Source organism: Nocardioides ginsengisoli (genome assembly GCF_039537225.1).
GTDB classification, from domain to species: Bacteria; Actinomycetota; Actinomycetes; order Propionibacteriales; family Nocardioidaceae; genus Nocardioides; species Nocardioides ginsengisoli.
Genome location: NZ_BAABAC010000037.1, coordinates 26,422 through 43,376 on the forward strand (window position 1 = coordinate 26,422; position 16,955 = coordinate 43,376).

The 16,955-nt window shown below is 71.9% G+C and carries 17 protein-coding genes and 2 pseudogenes; 1 reads left to right on the plus strand and 18 read right to left on the minus strand.

The window, feature by feature from the left end; genetic code table 11:
- Position 1: 1 nt before the first annotated feature.
- From AB4880_RS18705 to rpsB, 3 genes are all read right to left on the minus strand, one after another.
- Complete coding sequence (locus AB4880_RS18705; protein WP_367920742.1) at positions 2–1,171, minus strand: SPFH domain-containing protein; 1,170 nt, start codon at positions 1,169–1,171, stop codon at positions 2–4.
- 200 nt (positions 1,172–1,371) lie between these two features.
- The gene (gene tsf / locus AB4880_RS18710) at positions 1,372–2,181 is read right to left on the minus strand and encodes a translation elongation factor Ts (RefSeq protein ID WP_367920743.1); all 810 of its coding nucleotides are present in this window, start codon (positions 2,179–2,181) and stop codon (positions 1,372–1,374) included.
- A 44-nt stretch (positions 2,182–2,225) separates the two neighbouring features.
- Positions 2,226–3,134, minus strand: coding sequence for a 30S ribosomal protein S2 (rpsB, locus tag AB4880_RS18715; protein ID WP_367920744.1), 909 nt, complete (start codon positions 3,132–3,134; stop codon positions 2,226–2,228).
- Positions 3,135–3,476: 342 nt separating this feature from the next.
- Here rpsB and AB4880_RS18720 point away from each other — a divergent pair, with 342 nt between their 5' ends.
- Positions 3,477–4,148 (plus strand): peptidoglycan DD-metalloendopeptidase family protein, encoded by a 672-nt coding sequence (locus AB4880_RS18720; protein WP_367920745.1) that lies wholly within the window; start codon positions 3,477–3,479, stop codon positions 4,146–4,148.
- Here the strand turns inward: AB4880_RS18720 and AB4880_RS18725 are convergent.
- The 15 genes and pseudogenes from AB4880_RS18725 to rimM all read right to left on the minus strand — a co-directional run bounded on the left by AB4880_RS18725 (position 4,096) and on the right by rimM (position 16,904).
- On the minus strand, positions 4,096–5,079 hold the full coding sequence (locus tag AB4880_RS18725; protein WP_379228317.1) for a tyrosine recombinase XerC: 984 nt from the start codon (positions 5,077–5,079) through the stop codon (positions 4,096–4,098). The two genes, AB4880_RS18720 and AB4880_RS18725, sit on opposite strands and share 53 nt — an antisense overlap.
- A 52-nt stretch (positions 5,080–5,131) precedes the next feature.
- Positions 5,132–6,346 carry a DNA-processing protein DprA gene (gene dprA, locus AB4880_RS18730; protein WP_367920746.1) on the minus strand — a complete coding sequence of 405 codons (1,215 nt, stop codon included), beginning with the start codon at positions 6,344–6,346 and terminating at the stop codon, positions 5,132–5,134.
- Positions 6,343–6,804, minus strand: a complete 462-nt coding sequence (locus AB4880_RS18735; RefSeq protein ID WP_367920971.1) for a magnesium chelatase subunit ChlI family protein — start codon at positions 6,802–6,804, stop codon at positions 6,343–6,345. The genes dprA and AB4880_RS18735 overlap by 4 nt, the downstream gene beginning before the upstream one ends.
- Before the next feature lie 6 nt (positions 6,805–6,810).
- Positions 6,811–6,912: pseudogene (locus AB4880_RS18740) on the minus strand (ATP-binding protein); the annotation flags it as partial.
- A gap of 82 nt (positions 6,913–6,994) precedes the next feature.
- Positions 6,995–7,969, minus strand: a pseudogene (locus AB4880_RS18745) (ATP-binding protein); the annotation flags it as partial.
- Positions 7,969–8,334: a YraN family protein gene (locus tag AB4880_RS18750; protein ID WP_367920747.1), complete on the minus strand. Its 366-nt coding sequence runs from the start codon at positions 8,332–8,334 to the stop codon at positions 7,969–7,971. The pseudogene AB4880_RS18745 and the gene AB4880_RS18750, both read right to left, overlap by 1 nt.
- A gap of 130 nt (positions 8,335–8,464) precedes the next feature.
- Complete coding sequence (locus AB4880_RS18755) at positions 8,465–10,240, minus strand: Tad domain-containing protein (protein WP_367920748.1); 1,776 nt, start codon at positions 10,238–10,240, stop codon at positions 8,465–8,467.
- A gap of 1 nt (position 10,241) precedes the next feature.
- On the minus strand, positions 10,242–10,667 hold the full coding sequence (locus AB4880_RS18760; RefSeq protein ID WP_367920749.1) for a TadE/TadG family type IV pilus assembly protein: 426 nt from the start codon (positions 10,665–10,667) through the stop codon (positions 10,242–10,244).
- A gap of 150 nt (positions 10,668–10,817) precedes the next feature.
- Positions 10,818–12,578 carry a Tad domain-containing protein gene (locus tag AB4880_RS18765; RefSeq protein WP_367920750.1) on the minus strand — a complete coding sequence of 587 codons (1,761 nt, stop codon included), beginning with the start codon at positions 12,576–12,578 and terminating at the stop codon, positions 10,818–10,820.
- Positions 12,579–12,712: 134 nt separating this feature from the next.
- Complete coding sequence (locus AB4880_RS18770) at positions 12,713–13,021, minus strand: DUF2469 domain-containing protein (RefSeq protein WP_367920751.1); 309 nt, start codon at positions 13,019–13,021, stop codon at positions 12,713–12,715.
- Positions 13,022–13,031: 10 nt separating this feature from the next.
- Positions 13,032–13,709, minus strand: a complete 678-nt coding sequence (locus AB4880_RS18775; RefSeq protein ID WP_367920752.1) for a ribonuclease HII — start codon at positions 13,707–13,709, stop codon at positions 13,032–13,034.
- Positions 13,710–13,719: 10 nt separating this feature from the next.
- Complete coding sequence (gene lepB / locus AB4880_RS18780; RefSeq protein WP_367920753.1) at positions 13,720–14,571, minus strand: signal peptidase I; 852 nt, start codon at positions 14,569–14,571, stop codon at positions 13,720–13,722.
- Positions 14,572–14,673: 102 nt separating this feature from the next.
- On the minus strand, positions 14,674–15,036 hold the full coding sequence (gene rplS / locus AB4880_RS18785) for a 50S ribosomal protein L19 (RefSeq protein ID WP_367920754.1): 363 nt from the start codon (positions 15,034–15,036) through the stop codon (positions 14,674–14,676).
- 144 nt (positions 15,037–15,180) lie between these two features.
- Complete coding sequence (gene trmD, locus AB4880_RS18790) at positions 15,181–16,341, minus strand: tRNA (guanosine(37)-N1)-methyltransferase TrmD (protein ID WP_367920755.1); 1,161 nt, start codon at positions 16,339–16,341, stop codon at positions 15,181–15,183.
- Positions 16,338–16,904, minus strand: coding sequence for a ribosome maturation factor RimM (rimM, locus tag AB4880_RS18795; RefSeq protein WP_367920756.1), 567 nt, complete (start codon positions 16,902–16,904; stop codon positions 16,338–16,340). The genes trmD and rimM overlap by 4 nt, the downstream gene beginning before the upstream one ends.
- Positions 16,905–16,955: the final 51 nt, after the last annotated feature.

The window sequence follows — 16,955 nt, forward strand, 5'->3', positions numbered from 1 at the left end:
GTCAGGCTCCCGGCAGCGGCGGCGGCGTCGCCGGGAACAGCTGGCTGAGCGCGGCGACCTCGCCGGCCGCCGTCCAGGCGCCCATGCCGTCCTGCCAGACGAGCGTCTCCTTGGTCAGGTCGCCGGTGGAGACCTTCGCGGGGAGCTCGTCGACCGCCAGCGGACCGACCTGCTGGCCGCCCACGGCGATGAACCACGGCCGCGCGGCACCCGGCAGCGGCGGCGGGGCCGCACCCCCCGCCGGCGCCGGCGCGGCCTGCTGCGGCTGCGGCTGCGCCTGCTGCTGGGCCTGCTGCTGGGCCTGCTGCTGGGCCTGCTGGCCCTGGGGGTTGAGCGCGTTGGCCATCGACTGGCCCATCGCCATGCCCATGCCGAGCCCGATGCCGGCGCCCGCGCCGCCACCCGGGTTCTGGGCGGCGTCCTCGATCGCCTCGGCGGCCTGGAACTTGGTGTACTGGTCGAGGTTGCCGAGCACGCCCATCGACGTCCGCTTGTCGAGCGCCTTCTCGACCTCCGGCGGGAGGGAGATGTTCTCGATGACGAAGCGCGGGATGGCGATGCCCATGTCGCGCAGGTTGCCGGTCAGCGTCTCGGCGAGGTTGGCCGCGATGGTGTCCTGGTTGGCGGCCAGGTCGAGCATCGGGATGTTGGCATTGCCGAGCGCGGTGGCAACCTGGCTGACGATGTTCTGCCGCAGGAACTCCGCAACCTCCTCGGTGCGGAACTGCGGGTCGGTGCCGACCAGCTGGCGCAGCAGCGCGGAGGCGTCGGTGACCTGCATGGCGTAGGTGCCGAACGCCCGCAGCCGGACCATGCCGAACTCGCTGTCACGCAGCGTGATCGGGTTCTGGGTGCCCCACTTCATGTCGGTGTAGAGGCGGGTGCCGACGAAGTAGACCTCGGCCTTGAACGGCGAGTTGAAGCCGTACTTCCAGCCCTTGAGGGTCGAGAGGATCGGCAGGTTCTGGGTCTCGAGGGTGTAGGTGCCCGGGGTGAACGCGTCGGCGATCTGGCCCTCGTTGACGAACACCGCCGTCTGGCCCTCGCGTACGACGAGCTTGGCGCCCATCTTGATCTCGTTGCCCTGGCGGGGGAACCGCCACACGATCGTGTCTCGGCTGTCATCGAGGAACTCGATGATGTCGATGAACTGTCCGCGGACCTTGTCCATGAAGCCCATGTTGGCCGTCTGCCCTTTCGCCTGGGGGTGAGCGAGACGAACCTACCCCGCTGATCCAGGACCTCAACCCGATTCGGGGAATCGAGGACTCCGGGCCCCGGAACCGGGACGCCTGTCCCGCTTGGGCGAAATGCCGAACGGCCGGCGATCCCTTGCGGGACCACCGGCCGTCCGATGCGCTACGAGTCTGATCAGGCGCCGACCTCGAAGCGGGCGAACCGCTTGACCGTGGTGTTGGCGGCGTCGAGAACGTCCTTGACGCTCTTCTTGCTCTCCGACACCGACTCCTGCTCGAGCAGGACGATCTCCTTGAAGAAGCCGCCGAGGCGACCCTCGACGATCTTGGCGACGGCAGCCTCGGGCTTGCCCTCCTCGATCGTCTTCTTGGTGAGGACGTCCTTCTCCGCGGCGACGATGTCGGCGGGGACCTCGTCGCGCGTCAGGTACTGGGCCTTGAGGGCCGCGACCTGCATGGCGGCGCCACGCGCGGCGGCCTCGTCGCCTTCGTACTCGACGATGACGCCGACGGCCGGCGGGAGGTCGGCCGCACGCTTGTGCAGGTAGACCGCGACGGGGCCGTCGAAGTACGCGACGTTGCCGAGCTCGATCTTCTCGCCGATGGTGATGGCGAGACCCTCGACGACCTGGCCGACGGTGCTGTCGCCCAGCGGCAGCGCCTTGGCGGACTCGGTGTCGGTGGCCTTGCCCGCGGCGATCGCCTCGACGATCTGCTGGGCGGCCTTGATGAAGTCGTCGTTCTTGGCGACGAAGTCGGTCTCGGACTTCAGCTCGACCAGCGCGCCGCCGTGGTTGGCGACCAGGCCGGCCGAGGTCTCGCGCTCGGCGCCACGGGCGGCAGCCTTGGCGGCGCCCTTGACGCGGAGCAGCTCGACTGCCTTGTCGAAGTCGCCGTCGGTCTCGTCGAGCGCCTTCTTGCAGTCCATCATCCCGGCGCCGGTCAGCTCGCGGAGCTTCTTGACGTCAGCAGCAGTGAATGCCATGGATCCCTTCTTCGGGTCTGAGGGTCAGGAGGTTCGGGGTGTGCTCAGGCCTCGGCCGGAGCGTCGGCAGCAGCCTCGGCCGGAGCCTCGGTGGCCTCAGCGGTCTCGGCCGGAGCCTCGGTGGCCTCAGCGGCCTCGGCCGGAGCCTCGGTGGCCTCAGCAGCCGGAGCGGCGTCGGCGGCCGGAGCGGCCTCGCCCTCGAGGAGCTCGCGCTCCCAGGCAGCCAGGGGCTCCTCGGCGGCGGTGTTGGCGGAGCCGGCGCCCGAGCGGGCCATGAGCCCGTCGGCGGCGGCGTCGGCGATGACACGGGTCAGCAGGCCGACCGCGCGGATCGCGTCGTCGTTGCCCGGGATCGGGAAGTCGACGTCGTCGGGGTCGCAGTTGGAGTCGAGGATCGCGATGATCGGGATGCGCAGCTTGCGCGCCTCCTCGACCGCCAGGTGCTCCTTGTTGGTGTCGACGATCCAGACCGCCGACGGGACCCGGGACATCTCACGGATGCCGCCCAGGGTCTTGTCGAGCTTGTCGCGCTCCCGCTTCATCTGCAGGAGCTCCTTCTTGGTGCGGCCGGAACCGGCGACGTCCTCGAAGTCGACCTCGTCGAGCTCCTTGAGGCGGTTGATCCGCTGGTGCACGGTCGAGAAGTTGGTGAGCATGCCGCCCAGCCAGCGCTGGTTGACGTAGGGCATGCCGACGCGGGTCGCCTGCTCGGCGATCGCCTCCTGGGCCTGCTTCTTGGTGCCCACGAACATGATCGTGCCGCCCTTGGCCACGGTCTCCTTGACGAAGGCGTAGCTGCGGTCGATGTAGGCCAGCGACTGCTGCAGGTCGATGATGTAGATGCCGTTGCGGTCGGTGAGGATGAATCGCTTCATCTTCGGGTTCCAACGACGGGTCTGGTGTCCGAAGTGGACGCCGCTCTCGAGGAGCTGGCGCATGGTCACGACAGCCATGATGAATCTCCTGTTGTTTTCAGTTGGTTCCTGTCGTCTGCGCGCGATCCGACCGCTCTCTCGAACGGACTGAGGATCGACGCCCACGGGCGATCGGGCTGCTCACCGCAGTGAGCGGCCCGTCGTGGTCTGCGGACGAGCGAATTCCGGCCCAGGGCGGACCGGTACATCCCAGACTACGGCGTCGGGTCGGTCACGAGCCAATCGCGACCCGCCGCCGCCGGTATCACCGGTCCCAGCAGCGGCCGCCTGCTCTCCACAGGCCGTGCTGGACGCGCCCCCTGTCCACACGCCGCATCGTCCCTCGACCGCCCTGCCGGCCCGTCGACCGATGCTCGCTCCATGACCCGCACACCTCGCCCACCCGCCCTGCTCCTCTCCTTGCTCTCGGTCCTTCTCGCTCTGCTCGATGCGGTCGGCCCCGGTTCGGTCGGCCCCGGTTCGGTCGGCCCCGGGCCGGTCGGCCCCGATCCGGTCGGCGTCTGGCCGCTGCAGCCTCGCCCGGAGGTCGTGCGCCGGTTCGACCCGCCCGACGTCGTCTACGGCGCCGGACACCGGGGCGTCGACCTGGCCGGCAGCCCCGGGCAGTCGGTCCGCACCGCCCTGCCGGGCCGCGTCGCCTACGCAGGACGGATCGCCGGACGGGGCGTCGTGGTGGTCAGCCACGGCTCCACCCGGACCACCTACGAGCCCGTCACCGCCACCGTCTCCCCCGGCGCCGACCTGCCCGCCGGCGCCGTGCTCGGGCGGCTCGAGCTGGCCGGCTCGCACTGCCTCCCCCGGGCCTGCCTGCACTGGGGGTGGATCGCGGGCGCGACCTACCTCGATCCCCTGCGACTGGTAGGCGGAGTGAGTGTCCGGTTGCTGCCCCTCGACGGGCTCCCGGACGGCGCCGCCACGGGTGGATGGCCCGCGCCCGAGCTGCGGCTCGGGTCAGCGGCGCGCATCGGCGCAGAGGCGCTCAGGCGCGCGGGTGCGCCTGCTGGTAGGCCCTCCGGAGGCGGTCCGTCGTGACGTGGGTGTAGCGCTGGGTCGTCGCCAGGGATGCGTGGCCGAGCAGCTCCTGGACCGACCGCAGGTCGGCGCCGCCCTCCAGCAGGTGGGTCGCGGCGGTGTGCCGGAGGCCGTGCGGGCCGAGGTCGGGCGCACCCGGTACGTCGGCGAGGCGCCGGTGCACCAGGGTGCGGACCGCACGCTGGTCGATCCGCCCACCGCGCGCGCCGAGGAAGAGCGCCGGCCCCGAGCCGGACCGCGCCAGCCCGGGACGCCCGGCCGTCAGCCACCGGTCGAGGGCGGCCGCCGCCGGATGGCCGAACGGGATGGTCCGCTCCTTGCGACCCTTGCCGAACACGCGGACGACGTTGCGGTCGCGATCGAGGTCGTCGACGTCGAGGCTGCAGAGCTCGCCGACGCGCATCCCGGTCGCGTAGAGCAGCTCCAGCATCGCCACGTCGCGCAGCCCCACCGGGCTGCCGTCGTCGGCGAGGCCGGTCGCGGCCGCGATCAGCTCCCGCGCCTCGTCGACCCGCAGGACCTCGGGCAGGGTCTTGTGCGGGCGCGGCGAGCCGAGCGCCGAACCGGCGTCGGTCGCGGTGCGCCCCGTCCGCGCCAGCCAGCCGGTGAAGACGCGGGCGGCGGTGGCGCGGCGGGCGAGGGTGGTCCGCGAGAGACCGAGCGTCTGCTGCTTGGCCAGCCAGCTGCGCAGGCTGCGGAGGTCGAGCTCGGCGACGTCGGTGAGACCGAGCCGGGTGGCGTGGTCGAGGAGCCCGGCGATGTCGCCGAGGTAGGCCGTGACGCTGTGAGGCGCGAGGTCGCGCTCGGAGACCAGGTGGCGCTCGTAGTCGCCGAGCACCCGCGCGAACGTCTCGGGCAGGGCGTGCTCATGCTCGGCGGACTCCTCCCCCTGCGGCGCGGGGGCACCGCTCGTCGTACGGTCTGCGGCCACCGACCGATCGTAGGTCTCGAGCGCCCGCCACCGCCGGGGACACGCGCGGGCCTCATCGGCCCGCCTCCCCCAGTCGCCAGCCACTGGGGACCCGCTCGACGAAGCCGTCCTGCGACATCCCCACCAGCAGCCGCTCGACCTCGGGCTCACTCAGGCCGGCGACGAGCGCGATCGAGCGGGTCGGCGCAGGAACGGCCGCCGGTACGGCGTCGAGGACCTGGCGGGCGCGCACGGTCAACCGGTCGCGCGGTCGCTCGCGTCCGCGCCGAACCGGGCTCAGGTCGTGACCGGATGCGCCGAGCAGCTCGAGGACGTCCTCGGCGCCCATGACGAGCGCGGCGCCGCCGTTGCGCAGGAGGAGGTTGACGCCCTCGGACGCGGGGCTGGTCAGCGGGCCCGGCGTCGCCATCACGACGCGGTGGAGCCGGTCTGCCCAGGCGGCCGTGTGCAGGGCTCCGCTGCGGACGGCGGCCTCGACCACGACCGTGCCGCGGGAGAGTGCGGCGATGATCCGGTTGCGGGCGAGGAAGCGGATCTGGAACGGCGAGGAGCCGGGCGGCGCCTCGGAGATGACGGCGTAGTTGTCACTGAGATGGCGCAGCAGGTCACGGTGCTCCTGGGGATAGACCCGGTCGGCGCCGCACGCGAGCACGGCGACCGTCGGCGCGTCGGCGCTGAGCGCGCCGCGGTGGGCGGCGTAGTCGATGCCGTAGGCCGCGCCCGAGACCACCGGCCGACCGGCCGCGCCGACCAGGGCCGCGAGGTCGGAGGCCACCTGGTCGCCGTACGTCGTCGAGGCGCGCGAACCGACGACGGCCACGCTCGGCGCGAGGGTGTCGAGGCGGAGCGGACCGCGGACCCAGAGCCCGACCGGCACCTCGCCACGGTCCTGCAGGACCCCGGCGCCGGCGAGGTCGCCGAGGGAGACGGGCCACTCCGCATCCCCCGGTACGACGAAACGGATCCCTCGACGCGCCGACTGCTCGAGCACCCGCTCGGCGTCCACCGTCGCCAGTCGGCCGGCGGCCGCGCGGAACTCGGCGCGGAGCTCGGGGTGCTCTCCGAGCACCTCGAGGAAGGCCTCCCCGCCCAGCTCGCGGGTCAGGCCCAGGCATCGGACGTCGCCGGGCTCGACGACCAGGCTGATCGTTGCGCGGGCCAGGCGCTCGGCGTCGGTCGGGCGCTCGACCGCGCCCGGGATGGTCCGCGTCGCCGGCGCCGGCGACTCCATCGGGTCAGGCCCCGGAGGGGACGTGGCCGCGCTCATCCGCCGACCTCGCTCAGGTGGTCGTCCGGCCACGGCGCGAGGGTCCGGACATCGAGCGGCCGCCCCATCCGCAGCCGGAGGGCGATCTCGACCTCCTCGACGCCCGGCTCGACGTCACCGCCGGTGCGGACGGAGGTGAGGTCGGCGATGGTCCAGGCGAGGCGCTGGACGCGCACCCCGCCGCGGGCGCTGAGGCGTCCGGAGAAGATCTCGGCGTCGATGAGGCGCTGGGCGGCGGGGTCGACGGGCCAGGTGTCCTTGAGGCGGGGCCCGGGGATGTGGGCGTTGAGCCGCCAGGGGCAGCCGGCGAAGCGGCGGAGCTGGCGTTGGCGGACGGCGGCCACGCGGAGGCGGACCTGGGCGGAGGACTCGGCGGGGCGGAAGGGGTCGTGGCTGGCCGGCGAGGCGGGCTGGACGTGGCGGAGCACGTCGATCCGGTCGGCGATGGGGCCGGACATGCGGGACTGGTAGGTGCGGCGGACCCGGTCGGAGCAGGTGCAGCGGTTGGTGCGGGCGCTCGCGCGCCAGTTGCCGCAGGGGCACGGGTTGCTGGCGAGGACGAGCATCCCGCCCGCGGGGAGGGTGATCGACTCGTCGCTGCGGGCGATGGTGATGTCCGCCGCTCTCGAGCGGCTGGCGCAGCGCCTCGATGACGTCCTTGCGGAAGAGCGGGAACTCGTCGAGGAAGAGCACGCCGCAGTGCGACCGCGACAGCGCCCCGGGGTGGACCCGGCCGAGGCCGCCGCCGATGATGCTCGCCTTGCTCGCATCGTGATGGGGCGCGGCGAAGGGCGGGCGGACCACCATCCCCCGCCCGGGGTCGAGGACTCCCGCGAGCGAGTGGAGGGCGGTGAGCTCGAGGGACTCCTCCGGGTCGAGGTCGGGCAGGATCGTGGGCAGCCGTTCGGCGAGGCTGGTCTTTCCGCAGCCCTTCGGCCCCGAGAGCAGGACGGCGTGCCCGCCGGCCGCGGCGACCTCGACGGCGTACTTCTCGTCGAGCATCCCGCGCAGGTCGGCGAGGTCGAGCTCCTCGAGCCGCTCGTCGCCCCGCCACGAGATCAGCTGGGCGCCGGAGACGGGCGCGACCTCGGGCGCCTCGGGGACCGTCTGGTCGGTCAGCACCGCGACCACCTGGGCGAGCGAGCGGACCCCGATGACGTCGACGTCGGGCACCATCCGGGCCTCGGCGACCTGCGGCTCGGGGACGAAGACACGGCGGATCCCGCGCTCGGCCGCGGCGAGGGTCATCGGGAGCACGCCGACCGCGGCCCGCAGCCCGCCGGCGAGGGTGAGCTCGCCGACGAACAGGGTGTCGACGAGATGGCGTGGCTCGACCTGGGCGTCGGCGGCAAGCACGCCCAACGCCATGGCGAGGTCGAACTGGGTGCCGGACTTGGGGAGGTCGGCGGGCGAGAGCAGGATCGTGGTCCGCTTGGCGGCGGGCCAGGTGAGGCCGCTGTTGGTGATCGCCATCCGCACCCGGTCGACGCCCTCGCGCAGGGCGGTGTTGGCGCGGCCGACGACGGCGACGGTGGCGGTGCCGGGCGAGACGTCGACCTGGACGTCGATGAGGTGGCCGAAGGCGCCGTTGAGCGCGACGCAGCGCGCGGTCGCGAAGGGCATCAGCACAGCCCCCGCACGTGATCGATCTCGGCGGGGCCACGGGGTGGTCGCAGCACCGCGACGAGGTCGACGCGGATGCCGGCGGGCCGGATGTCGCGCTCACGCGCCCACCGCTCCCCCAGTCGCCGCAGCCGGTCGAGCTTGGCGGGCGTCACCGCCTCGTGGGGCGTGCCGGCGAGCAGGCTGGTGCGGGTCTTGACCTCGCACACCACGAGCACGCTGCCCTCGCGCGCGACGATGTCGATCTCGCCCTCGTCACATCGCCAGTTGCGTTCGAGCACCGCGATGCCGAGGGAGTCGAGGTGGCGGGCGGCCACCTGTTCGCCGTAGGCGCCGATCGCGTGGCGGGCTTGTGCTGTCGTCATGACGTCCACCCTGCGCGGGGTCGGGACGATCCCGGAGCCGGGCGGCGGGCGCTGTGGACGACGGCGCCGGCGAGGAGGGGCTGTGGACGGAAGGTGGCTGGTGAGGAGGCGGAAGTGACAGGTGGGACGCTCAGCCGACCAGCCGGGGCCCCTTGCAGGTCGGCGTGGGCGTGGTGAAGACGTCCGCGCCGCCGAGCTGGAGACCGAGCAGCTGCGACAACGGCGTGATCAGCGCGTTCTGCAGTGTCGTGACGATCGGGTTGAGCGACGCCGCCACCGCGCTGAGGATCGGGTTGAGCACCGTGTTGTAGAGCGGGTCGGCATTGAGCACGACCTTGTTCTGGTTGCCCAGCAGGCCGTAGTTGATGCTCAGCTGCGTCGTCCCCGAGGTCGACGCAGCGACCGGCCCCAGGATCACGCCCGAGCCGCTGCCGACCGGCACCGTGTAGGCGCCCGGGATCGGCAGGGTCAGCGTCTTGCTGTCGTTGGTGGCGCCCGGCGACTGCGCCGTCAGCGCGAGGCCGGTGTCGAGCTTGATCTCCGGCGGGTTGAGCAGCGACCCGAGCCCGAGCACGCTCAGGATCTGGCCCAGCAGCCCGCCGCTGCCGAGCAGCGGCACGGTGATCAGCGCGTGCGCGCCCAGGGACGCCGACACCTTCGCCGAGCCGAGCACCGACGAGCTGAGCGCCACCTTGAGGTAGTCGGGTCCGGCCGGGTTGCAGTGCACCTCGTTGAGCGTGGCCAGCGCCTTGCCCAGGTCCACGTCGACCGTCACGGCCGTCTCGTCGAGCGACACCTGCGCCCCGAGCACGCCGAGGATGTCGACGCCGATCTTCTTCGCCGGGATCTTCGCGGTGATCTTGAGCCGGATCTGCGCGGTCTCGGCCGTCGTCCCGACGCCACCGCACTTCTTCCGCGGCGACTCGATGACGGTCAGCGACGTGGTGACCGACGCCAGCGGCGACAGGTTGATGCCGAGGTTGGGGATGTCGATCGCGTGGTTCTTGTTGGCGACGAACGCCGTCGCGGTGATCAGGTCGAGGACGTTGAGGCCCGCGTTCAGCGCGGCGTCGCTGCCCGGCATCGCCGAGATCAGGTCGCCGATCGCGACGGTGGGCGTCGACGCGGCGACCGTGATCGCACGCAGGATGTTGGCCTGGGCGAGCTTGCCCTGCTGCTGCAGGACGTTCGCCGCGGCGACGAAGATCTTGGCCGCCTCGACGTTCTTCAGCGCGAGCAGCTCGTCGACGGTGCCGACGCCGAGCCCACCGACCTTGACCAGGTCGAGCAGCGACACGTTCGCGCCGGCGAGGCCCTTGTAGCTGACCAGGTCGAGGTTGAGGCTGCTGCCGAGCAGTCCGTTGAGGATCGGGTTGAGCAGCGTGCCCTCGCCGCTGTTGAGCGAGGCGATGAACGAGCCGACCAGCACGCAGGCCGACTCCTCGTTGCGCGCCATCGCCGTCCGTACGGCGCCGCCCCGGTCGACGCCGGTGACCCCGCCGAACGCGAAGCCGACGTCCGACTTGGCCGACACCTTGACCGCGGTCGGGATCTCGTCGGAGTCGTTGGCGACGGCGACCCACGCCCCCGCCTCGGTACGACGAGCGAACGACCACGTGACGTCGTCCGAGGTCAGCTCGCCGCCCAGCGCCGCGTCGTTGCGCGCGAGGCTCTTGTTCTTCGCGGCCTCGAAGGTGGCGCGGTCGTAGGCGCTCGCCTTGCTGCCGTCGAGCAGCCGGACCATGTCGAGCGCGACCATGTCGGCGACCGCCTGCACGTCGCGTCGTACGACGCGCTGCTGGCCCAGGTCGACCGCGAACGCCGCCGACACCAGCAGCACGACGGCCAGCAGAACCGCGATGAGTACGGCGGCAGCGCCCCGCTCGTCGGGGCTCGTGCGGCGCACGTCAGCTCACCCGGGCGACGGCCGTGTAGCTGAGGGTCTTGGGCAGGATCAGCCCGAATCCGGGGATCAGTCCCTTGTAGGCGATGACGACCTTGACCGTGGCGCACTGCTTGGTCGCCTCGTTGCTGCAGGCGGCGATCGTGACCGAGCAGTCGGCGGTGCACTTCTGCCCCTGGGCGGCGAGCGCGTCGTCGACGGCCTTCTTGCCGGCGGCGGCCTTGTCGGTGTCGGTCGTGACGGCCGCGGCGCGCGCGCCCTCGGAGGCGGCCTGGCTGACCGACTGGCGCACGCTGAGCATGTCGCCGTAGTTGATGATGCCGACGACGATGACCATCAGCACCGGCAGGATGAGCGCGAACTCGACCGCCGCAGCACCTCGGGTGTCGGGACGCGTCGCTCGACGCCTCCTCAGCACACAACGCCCCATCCGCCGGCCTCCCCGCCCTCGCTCCCATGACGCCCCCGAGCGGCGTTGGGCACACAGTAGTAGCGCTTTTCTCAACGAGGGAACGGATCCTGGGTCATTCTGCCCGGACGAGCGGGACCACCTAGTCCCTTCGAACTAGAGGCCCGCACCTCAGCCGACCAGCCGCGGCATGCCGCAGGTGACGCCCACGCCGTAGACGTCGGCGCCGGCGAGCCGGAGCCCGACCATCCGCGCCACCGGCCCGATGAACGAGCTGTTGATGTTGTCGATCAGCGGCGTCAACGACTTCTTCAGGAAGCCGCCGGGAGCCTGGGTGAGGTCGTTGACGATCGGGTTCGTCAGCCCGGTCACCGTGTTCAGCGCGGTCACGGCCTTGCCGCCGATCTTCACGCTGGTGACCGTCGCGACGACGGACGCCGGGTCGAGGTAGACGGTCCCGCCGGTCGAGACCGGGGTCTTGTCGTTGGGCGGGATCGACACCCCGACCGTCGTGTCGGATCCGGAGATCGAGGTGCCGATGCTCAGGCTGACACCGACCTCGACGGTCAGCTTGCTGGGCAGCGTGAGGATGCTGCCGAGCAGGTTGGTGATGACGCTGGTCAGGCCGTTGAGCTGCAGCAGGTCGGTGAGCTTCGAGTCGCCGCCGACGGTCAGGTCCACGTTCAGCTTGTACGACGCCAGCCCGGTCGCCACGTCGACGCCGAAGCTCGACGGGTCGGCCAGCGTCCCGGTGCCGCAGCGGACGGCCGGCGGCGAGACGAGCCGCCCGGTGCCGTTGCCCGCCACGATGGCGATCGAGCCGGTCCCCTTGGGCGTCTGCAGGGTGCCGATGCCCTGCAGGTTGAGGCTGGGCAGGTTGGTGAAGTCGATGCCGACGGTGCCGTTGAGCTGCGCGGTGTCGGCCTTGGCGTCGACCGAGTTCGGCGCGCCGCAGGCGAGCTGTGCGGCGGAGATCAGGTAGATCGAGCCGGAGAACTGGAAACCGAGGCCGGGCACCTGGGCCTGGATGTTCGGGACGCCGACGGCGTACTGGCCGTTGGCGAGTCGCGCCGAGCCGATGATGTCGAGCACGCTGAGGTCGACCCCGAGGGCCGCCCGGTCGTTCGGCGACACGTGCAGCACCTTCGCCAGGCTGATCATCCCGACGTTGACGGCGGTGCTCGACTGGGCGATCTTGCCGAGGGCGTCGATCGCGACCTGGTTGGAGCCGAGCCCCTCCTTGGTCAGCGCGACGATCATCGCGTTGAGCAGGTCGGTGTAGCGGATCTGCTGCGACAGCAGGTGCTCCGGCGTCCCGATGCTGGAGACCGCGGTGAGCTGCGACAGGCGCAGGTCGGCATCGGCGAGCCCGCGATAGCTGACCAGGTCGAGCTTGACGCCGAGCAGGTCGTTGAGCGGCGCGAGGACGGTGCTGTCGCCGGAGCGGATCGCGGCGACGAAGGTGCCGAGCCGGAAGCAGGCCGTCGACGAGCTCTGCGCGGCCGCCGTACGGTCGGCGTCGCCGTGGTCGGCGCCGGTGAAGCTCGCGAAGGCGAAGCCGACCTTGGTCTTGGCCTCGACCCGGACCGCGCTCGGGACGCCCGACGTCATGGCCTGGAAGCCGCCCGTGCCGATCACGCCCAGCTGATAGCTCACCGCGGGTGTCTTGCTGCCGAGGACGTCCTTGTTGCGGGCGACGCTGATCGGCACCTGGGCGTCGAGCACCGGCTGCAGCTGCGCGACGGTGCGCCCGTCGATGCTGCGCGCGAGGTCGAGCGCGACGACGTCGGCGAGCGCCTGGACGTCGGACCGCGCGGCCCGCTGGTAGCCCAGGTCGACCGCGAACGCGGAGCTGACCATGAACACCGCGAGCAGCGGGATCATGATGAGCGTGACCGAGCCACGCTCGTTCCCATGGCGACGACGTCGCATGGCGCCTCCCCGGCCCTGAACGGTGATGCTCACCCCCTGAGCACCACCATCGAAGGTAGGGGCGCAAACGGCGGCTGCCGAGGGCTATCCGGGGAAACGGGACCTAGGTCCCGGCGAGTCCGACCGATCGCCCGTCAGGGCTTGGGGAGCTCGAGGTCGGAGGTGGCCAGCTCCTCGACGTTGACGTCCTTGAAGGTCAGCACCTTGACGTTCTTGGCGAAGCGCGCCGGGCGGTACATGTCCCACACCCAGGCGTCGGCGATGGTCACCTCGAAGAAGACGTCGCCACTCTCGGAGCGGGCCTTCACGTCGACCGAGTTGCAGAGGTAGAACCGGCGGTCGGTCTCGACGACGTACTTGAAGATGCCGACGACGTCGCGGTACTCCCGGTAGAGGTTCAGCTCCTGCTCGGTCTCGTACTTCTCGAGCTCCTCGGCACTCACGTGGCCGACTCTAGCCCTCTCCCCCAGCAAGCGGCTCGAGCCCCGCGGCGCGGCGGACGTTGACGAAGCGCATCCGGTGGATCGGCGAGGGTCCGTACTCCTCCAGCGCGGCCGTGTGGGTGGCCGTGATGTAGCCCTTGTGGGTCTTGAAGTCGTAGGCCGGCCACTGCTCGTCGAGCTCGACCATGATCCGGTCACGGGTGACCTTGGCGAGCACCGATGCCGCCGCGACGCAGGCCGCGACCCGGTCGCCCTTCCAGACGGCGAGCCCCGGGACGCCGAGGCCGTCGACGGGGAAGCCGTCGGTCAGCACGTACGACGCCGGCAGGGTCAGCTTGGCGACCGCCCGGCGCAGCGCCTCGACGTTGGCCACGTGCATGCCCAGTCGGTCGCACTCGTCGTGCGGGATCACGACGACCGACCACGCCAGCGCCCGCCTCACGATCTGGTCGTAGCAGCGCTCGCGGGCGGCCGCGGTGAGCAGCTTGGAGTCGGCGAGACCGGGCACGATCCCGGCCTTGCCTGCAGGCAGGATCGCGGCGCCGGCCACCAGCGGGCCGGCGCAGGCGCCGCGTCCGGCCTCGTCGACGCCGGCGATCGGCTCGAAGCCGTGGCGCCGCAGCGCCCGCTCGTAGCCGTAGATGCCGGCGTCGCGCCGGACGGTCGCTCCCCTGGGCAGCGTGGACATCGGGCCTGACTCAGCTCCCGGGGACCAGGTGGGCTTCCTTCGCCTTCGCGACGAGAGAGGCCGAGGGGTGGTCGGGGACGTCGGCGAACGCCTCGGGGCGGCTGATCCACCGCCACCGGTCGCGCGGCCAGATCAGCGCGAACACCTTGCCGACCACGAGGTCGGTGTCGACCCAGGGGCTCTGGGTGCACGGATCCTCGTCGGGGGCGCAGATGTGGGCGCGGGAGTCGGCGGAGTGGAGCCGGTTGTCGCCGAGGACGAGCAGCTTGCCCTTCGGGATCGGGCCGATGATCCACGTGCAGGGCTGGTCGAACTCGTTGAGCTCGGCGGAGCACTGGCCGCGCTCGGGGCTCAGGTACGACGTCTCGTCGATCGGCTTGCCGTTGACGAGGATCCGGCCCTTCGTGTCGCAGCACTGGACGACGTCGCCCTCGGTGCCGATGACGCGCTTCACCAGGTGGCCGCCGGTCGGGTAGAGGCCGACCTTCGAGAGCGCCTTCGCCATCCCGGTCGGGCCCTTGTCGTCGGTCGCGGTGAGCCACTGGCCGGGGTCGGCGAAGACGATGACGTCACCGCGCTTGGGCGTACGGCCGAACCAGTAGGAGACCTTCTGGACCAGGATCCGGTCGTTCTTGACCAGGCCCGGCTCCATCGACTCCGACGGGATGTAGAACGCCTGCACGAAGAGCGCCTTGATCACGATCGCCAGGCCGAGGGCGACGACGAGCAGGAGCACGCTCTCCTGCCACACCGGCAGGTGCTTGCGGGCCTTCTTGCCGTGCTTGCCCGCGGGCTGCTCGGCGGACGCCGACGGGGCGCTCTCCTCGTCGGGCGGGGGCGCAGCGGTGTCGTCGGTCGTCACGAGGGACGAGTCTAGGAGGCAGACCCAGCCGGAAAGCACGAAGCCCCGACCTGGACCCAGGTCGGGGCTTCGCGAAGCGGAGGCTCACGCCTCTCACGAGGCTCAGGCCTCGCGGCGCTCCTTGATCTTGGCGGCCTTGCCGCGCAGGTTGCGCAGGTAGTAGAGCTTGGCCCGGCGGACGTCACCGCGGGTGACGACCTCGATGGACTCGAAGATCGGCGAGTGGAGCGGGAAGGTGCGCTCGACACCGACGCCGAAGGAGACCTTGCGGACCGTGAAGGTGCGGCCGACGCCGGAGCCGTGGACGCGGATCACGACGCCCTGGAAGACCTGGACACGGGAGCGGCTGCCCTCGATGACCTTGACGTGGACCTTGACGGTGTCACCGGCACGGAAGGCGGGAACGTCGTCGCGCTTCGCGGCGTTGCCGAGCTCGGTGACCAGGGCGGGGCTGGGGTTGCTCATGATTCTCCTCGCGAATGCACACAGGTCAGCCGCGGTCGTGGTGGTGATGGATGGTTCCGGCGACGCGATCGGCGGTTCCCCTGTGGCAGAAGCGTCCGCGTCACCGACCAGCGATCTTCCCACAGGCGGCCTGACCTGCGGTAATCAGCGGCGGCGCTTGCTCAGCACGACCGTTCCCGCGGGCGCGGGGAGGTCGCTGCGCAGCCGGAAGCCGGCGTTCTTGTACAGCCGCTGGTTGCGCGCGCTCGCGGCCCCCGTGAACAGCTGGTACGACGTCGCCTGCTCCGGTGCGACCGCCTGGATGTGCTCCAGCAGGGTCCGGCCCAGCCCGGCGCCCTGCAGGTCGGGGGCGACCATGATCCGGCCGATGTCCCACGTCGTCGGGTCGGCGGGCTCGAGTCGGCCGCGCACGGCGGCGACCAGGCGGCCGGCGCGTCGTACGACATAGGTGTCCCACTCCCCCAGCCATCCCCGGACGTCGTCGAGCGACTCGTGCAGCGCCGGGATGGCGAGCATGTCGTTGTCGATCGCCTCCTGCACCCAGCAGGCGCGCTGCAGCGTGAGCAGCTCGCCCGCATCGCCGAGCGTGGCGCGGACGATCGGGCTGCCGTCGTCGAGCGTGGACGGGTGGAGCAGGTCGGGACGACGCTCGGCGGTACGGCGGACCGCCTGCTCGCGCCGCCAGCGGGCGATGGCGCCGTGGTCGCCGCTGAGCAGGACGGCGGGCACCTCGCGGCCGTCCCAGGTGCGCGGCTTGGTGTAGACGGGGTACTCGAGCAGCCCGCCCTCGGCGTGCGACTCCTCGACCAGCGACGCGGCGTTGCCCATGAACCCGGGCAGCAGCCGGACCACGGCCTCGGTGACCGCCAGCGCGGCGACCTCGCCGCCGTTGAGGACGTAGTCGCCGAGGCTGATCTCGCGGACCTCCGCGACCTCGCGCGCGTGGTCGATGACCCGCTGGTCGATGCCCTCGTAGCGGCCGCACGCGAACACCACGTGCTCGCGGGTGGCGAGCTCCTCGGCCAGGCGCTGGTCGAAGCGCTCGCCGGACGGCGTGGTGAAGACGACCGTGCTGCCCGGCGCGACGACCTGGGCGAGCGCCTCGCCCCACGGCTCGGGCTTCATGACCATGCCGGCGCCGCCGCCGTAGGGGGTGTCGTCGACGGTGCGGTGCCGGTCGTGGGTCCACTGCCGCAGGTCGTGGACGCCGAACTCGAGCAGCCCGCTCGCGGCGGCCTTGCCCGGCAGCGAGAGCTCGAGGGGCGCGAAGAAGTCGGGGAAGATGGTGAGGTAGTCGAGCCTCACGCGCCGTCTCCGTCGGTGACCTCGTCGTCGGGGAACGGGGTGACCAGCCCGGGCCGGTCGGCGACGACGACCCGGCCGCCCGCGATGTCGACCTCGGGCACCAGCGCGCTCACGAAGGGCACCAGCGCCTCGCGGCGGTCGAGGGTCGTGATGCGGAGCAGGTCCTGGGCGCCGTGGACCAGGCCGACCACCTCGCCGAGGTGGGCGCCCTCGAGGTCGTAGGCGGCGAGTCCGACCAGCTGGTGGTCGTAGAACTCGTCGGGGTCGTCCGGCGTCTCGTCGGCGGGGACGGCGGCGCGCAGCACCACGCCGCGCGCGGACTCGGCGGCGTTGCGGTCGGGGAGCTCCTCGAAGGCGGCCAGCAGCACGCCCTGGTGCCAGCGGGTCCGGCTGACGGTGAGGGTGCGTGCGGCGAAGGCGGACCCGCGCGGGGCCTCGGCCTGCAGGACGGCGCCCACGACGTAGCGGCGCTCGGGCTCGTCGGTGCGTACGTCGACGGTCACCTCGCCGCGGATGCCGTGCGGCTTGCCGATCCGGCCGACGACGACCTCGATGCTCTCCACGCCCCTGAGATTAGAGGTCCGCGGCCGGGAACGCCGAACGGGCGCCTCCCC

Excerpts from the sequence above, each read along its gene's own strand:
- AB4880_RS18705 (WP_367920742.1), bottom strand. The coding sequence starts at position 1,171 with ATGGACAAGGTCCGCGGACAGTTCATCGACATCATCGAGTTCCTCGAT.
- tsf (WP_367920743.1), bottom strand. The coding sequence starts at position 2,181 with ATGGCATTCACTGCTGCTGACGTCAAGAAGCTCCGCGAGCTGACCGGC.
- rpsB (WP_367920744.1), bottom strand. The coding sequence starts at position 3,134 with ATGGCTGTCGTGACCATGCGCCAGCTCCTCGAGAGCGGCGTCCACTTC.
- AB4880_RS18720 (WP_367920745.1), top strand. The coding sequence starts at position 3,477 with ATGACCCGCACACCTCGCCCACCCGCCCTGCTCCTCTCCTTGCTCTCG.
- dprA (WP_367920746.1), bottom strand. The coding sequence starts at position 6,346 with ATGAGCGCGGCCACGTCCCCTCCGGGGCCTGACCCGATGGAGTCGCCG.
- AB4880_RS18735 (WP_367920971.1), bottom strand. The coding sequence starts at position 6,804 with ATGTCCGGCCCCATCGCCGACCGGATCGACGTGCTCCGCCACGTCCAG.
- AB4880_RS18750 (WP_367920747.1), bottom strand. The coding sequence starts at position 8,334 with ATGACGACAGCACAAGCCCGCCACGCGATCGGCGCCTACGGCGAACAG.
- AB4880_RS18760 (WP_367920749.1), bottom strand. The coding sequence starts at position 10,667 with ATGGGGCGTTGTGTGCTGAGGAGGCGTCGAGCGACGCGTCCCGACACC.
- AB4880_RS18765 (WP_367920750.1), bottom strand. The coding sequence starts at position 12,578 with ATGCGACGTCGTCGCCATGGGAACGAGCGTGGCTCGGTCACGCTCATC.
- AB4880_RS18775 (WP_367920752.1), bottom strand. The coding sequence starts at position 13,709 with ATGTCCACGCTGCCCAGGGGAGCGACCGTCCGGCGCGACGCCGGCATC.
- rplS (WP_367920754.1), bottom strand. The coding sequence starts at position 15,036 with ATGAGCAACCCCAGCCCCGCCCTGGTCACCGAGCTCGGCAACGCCGCG.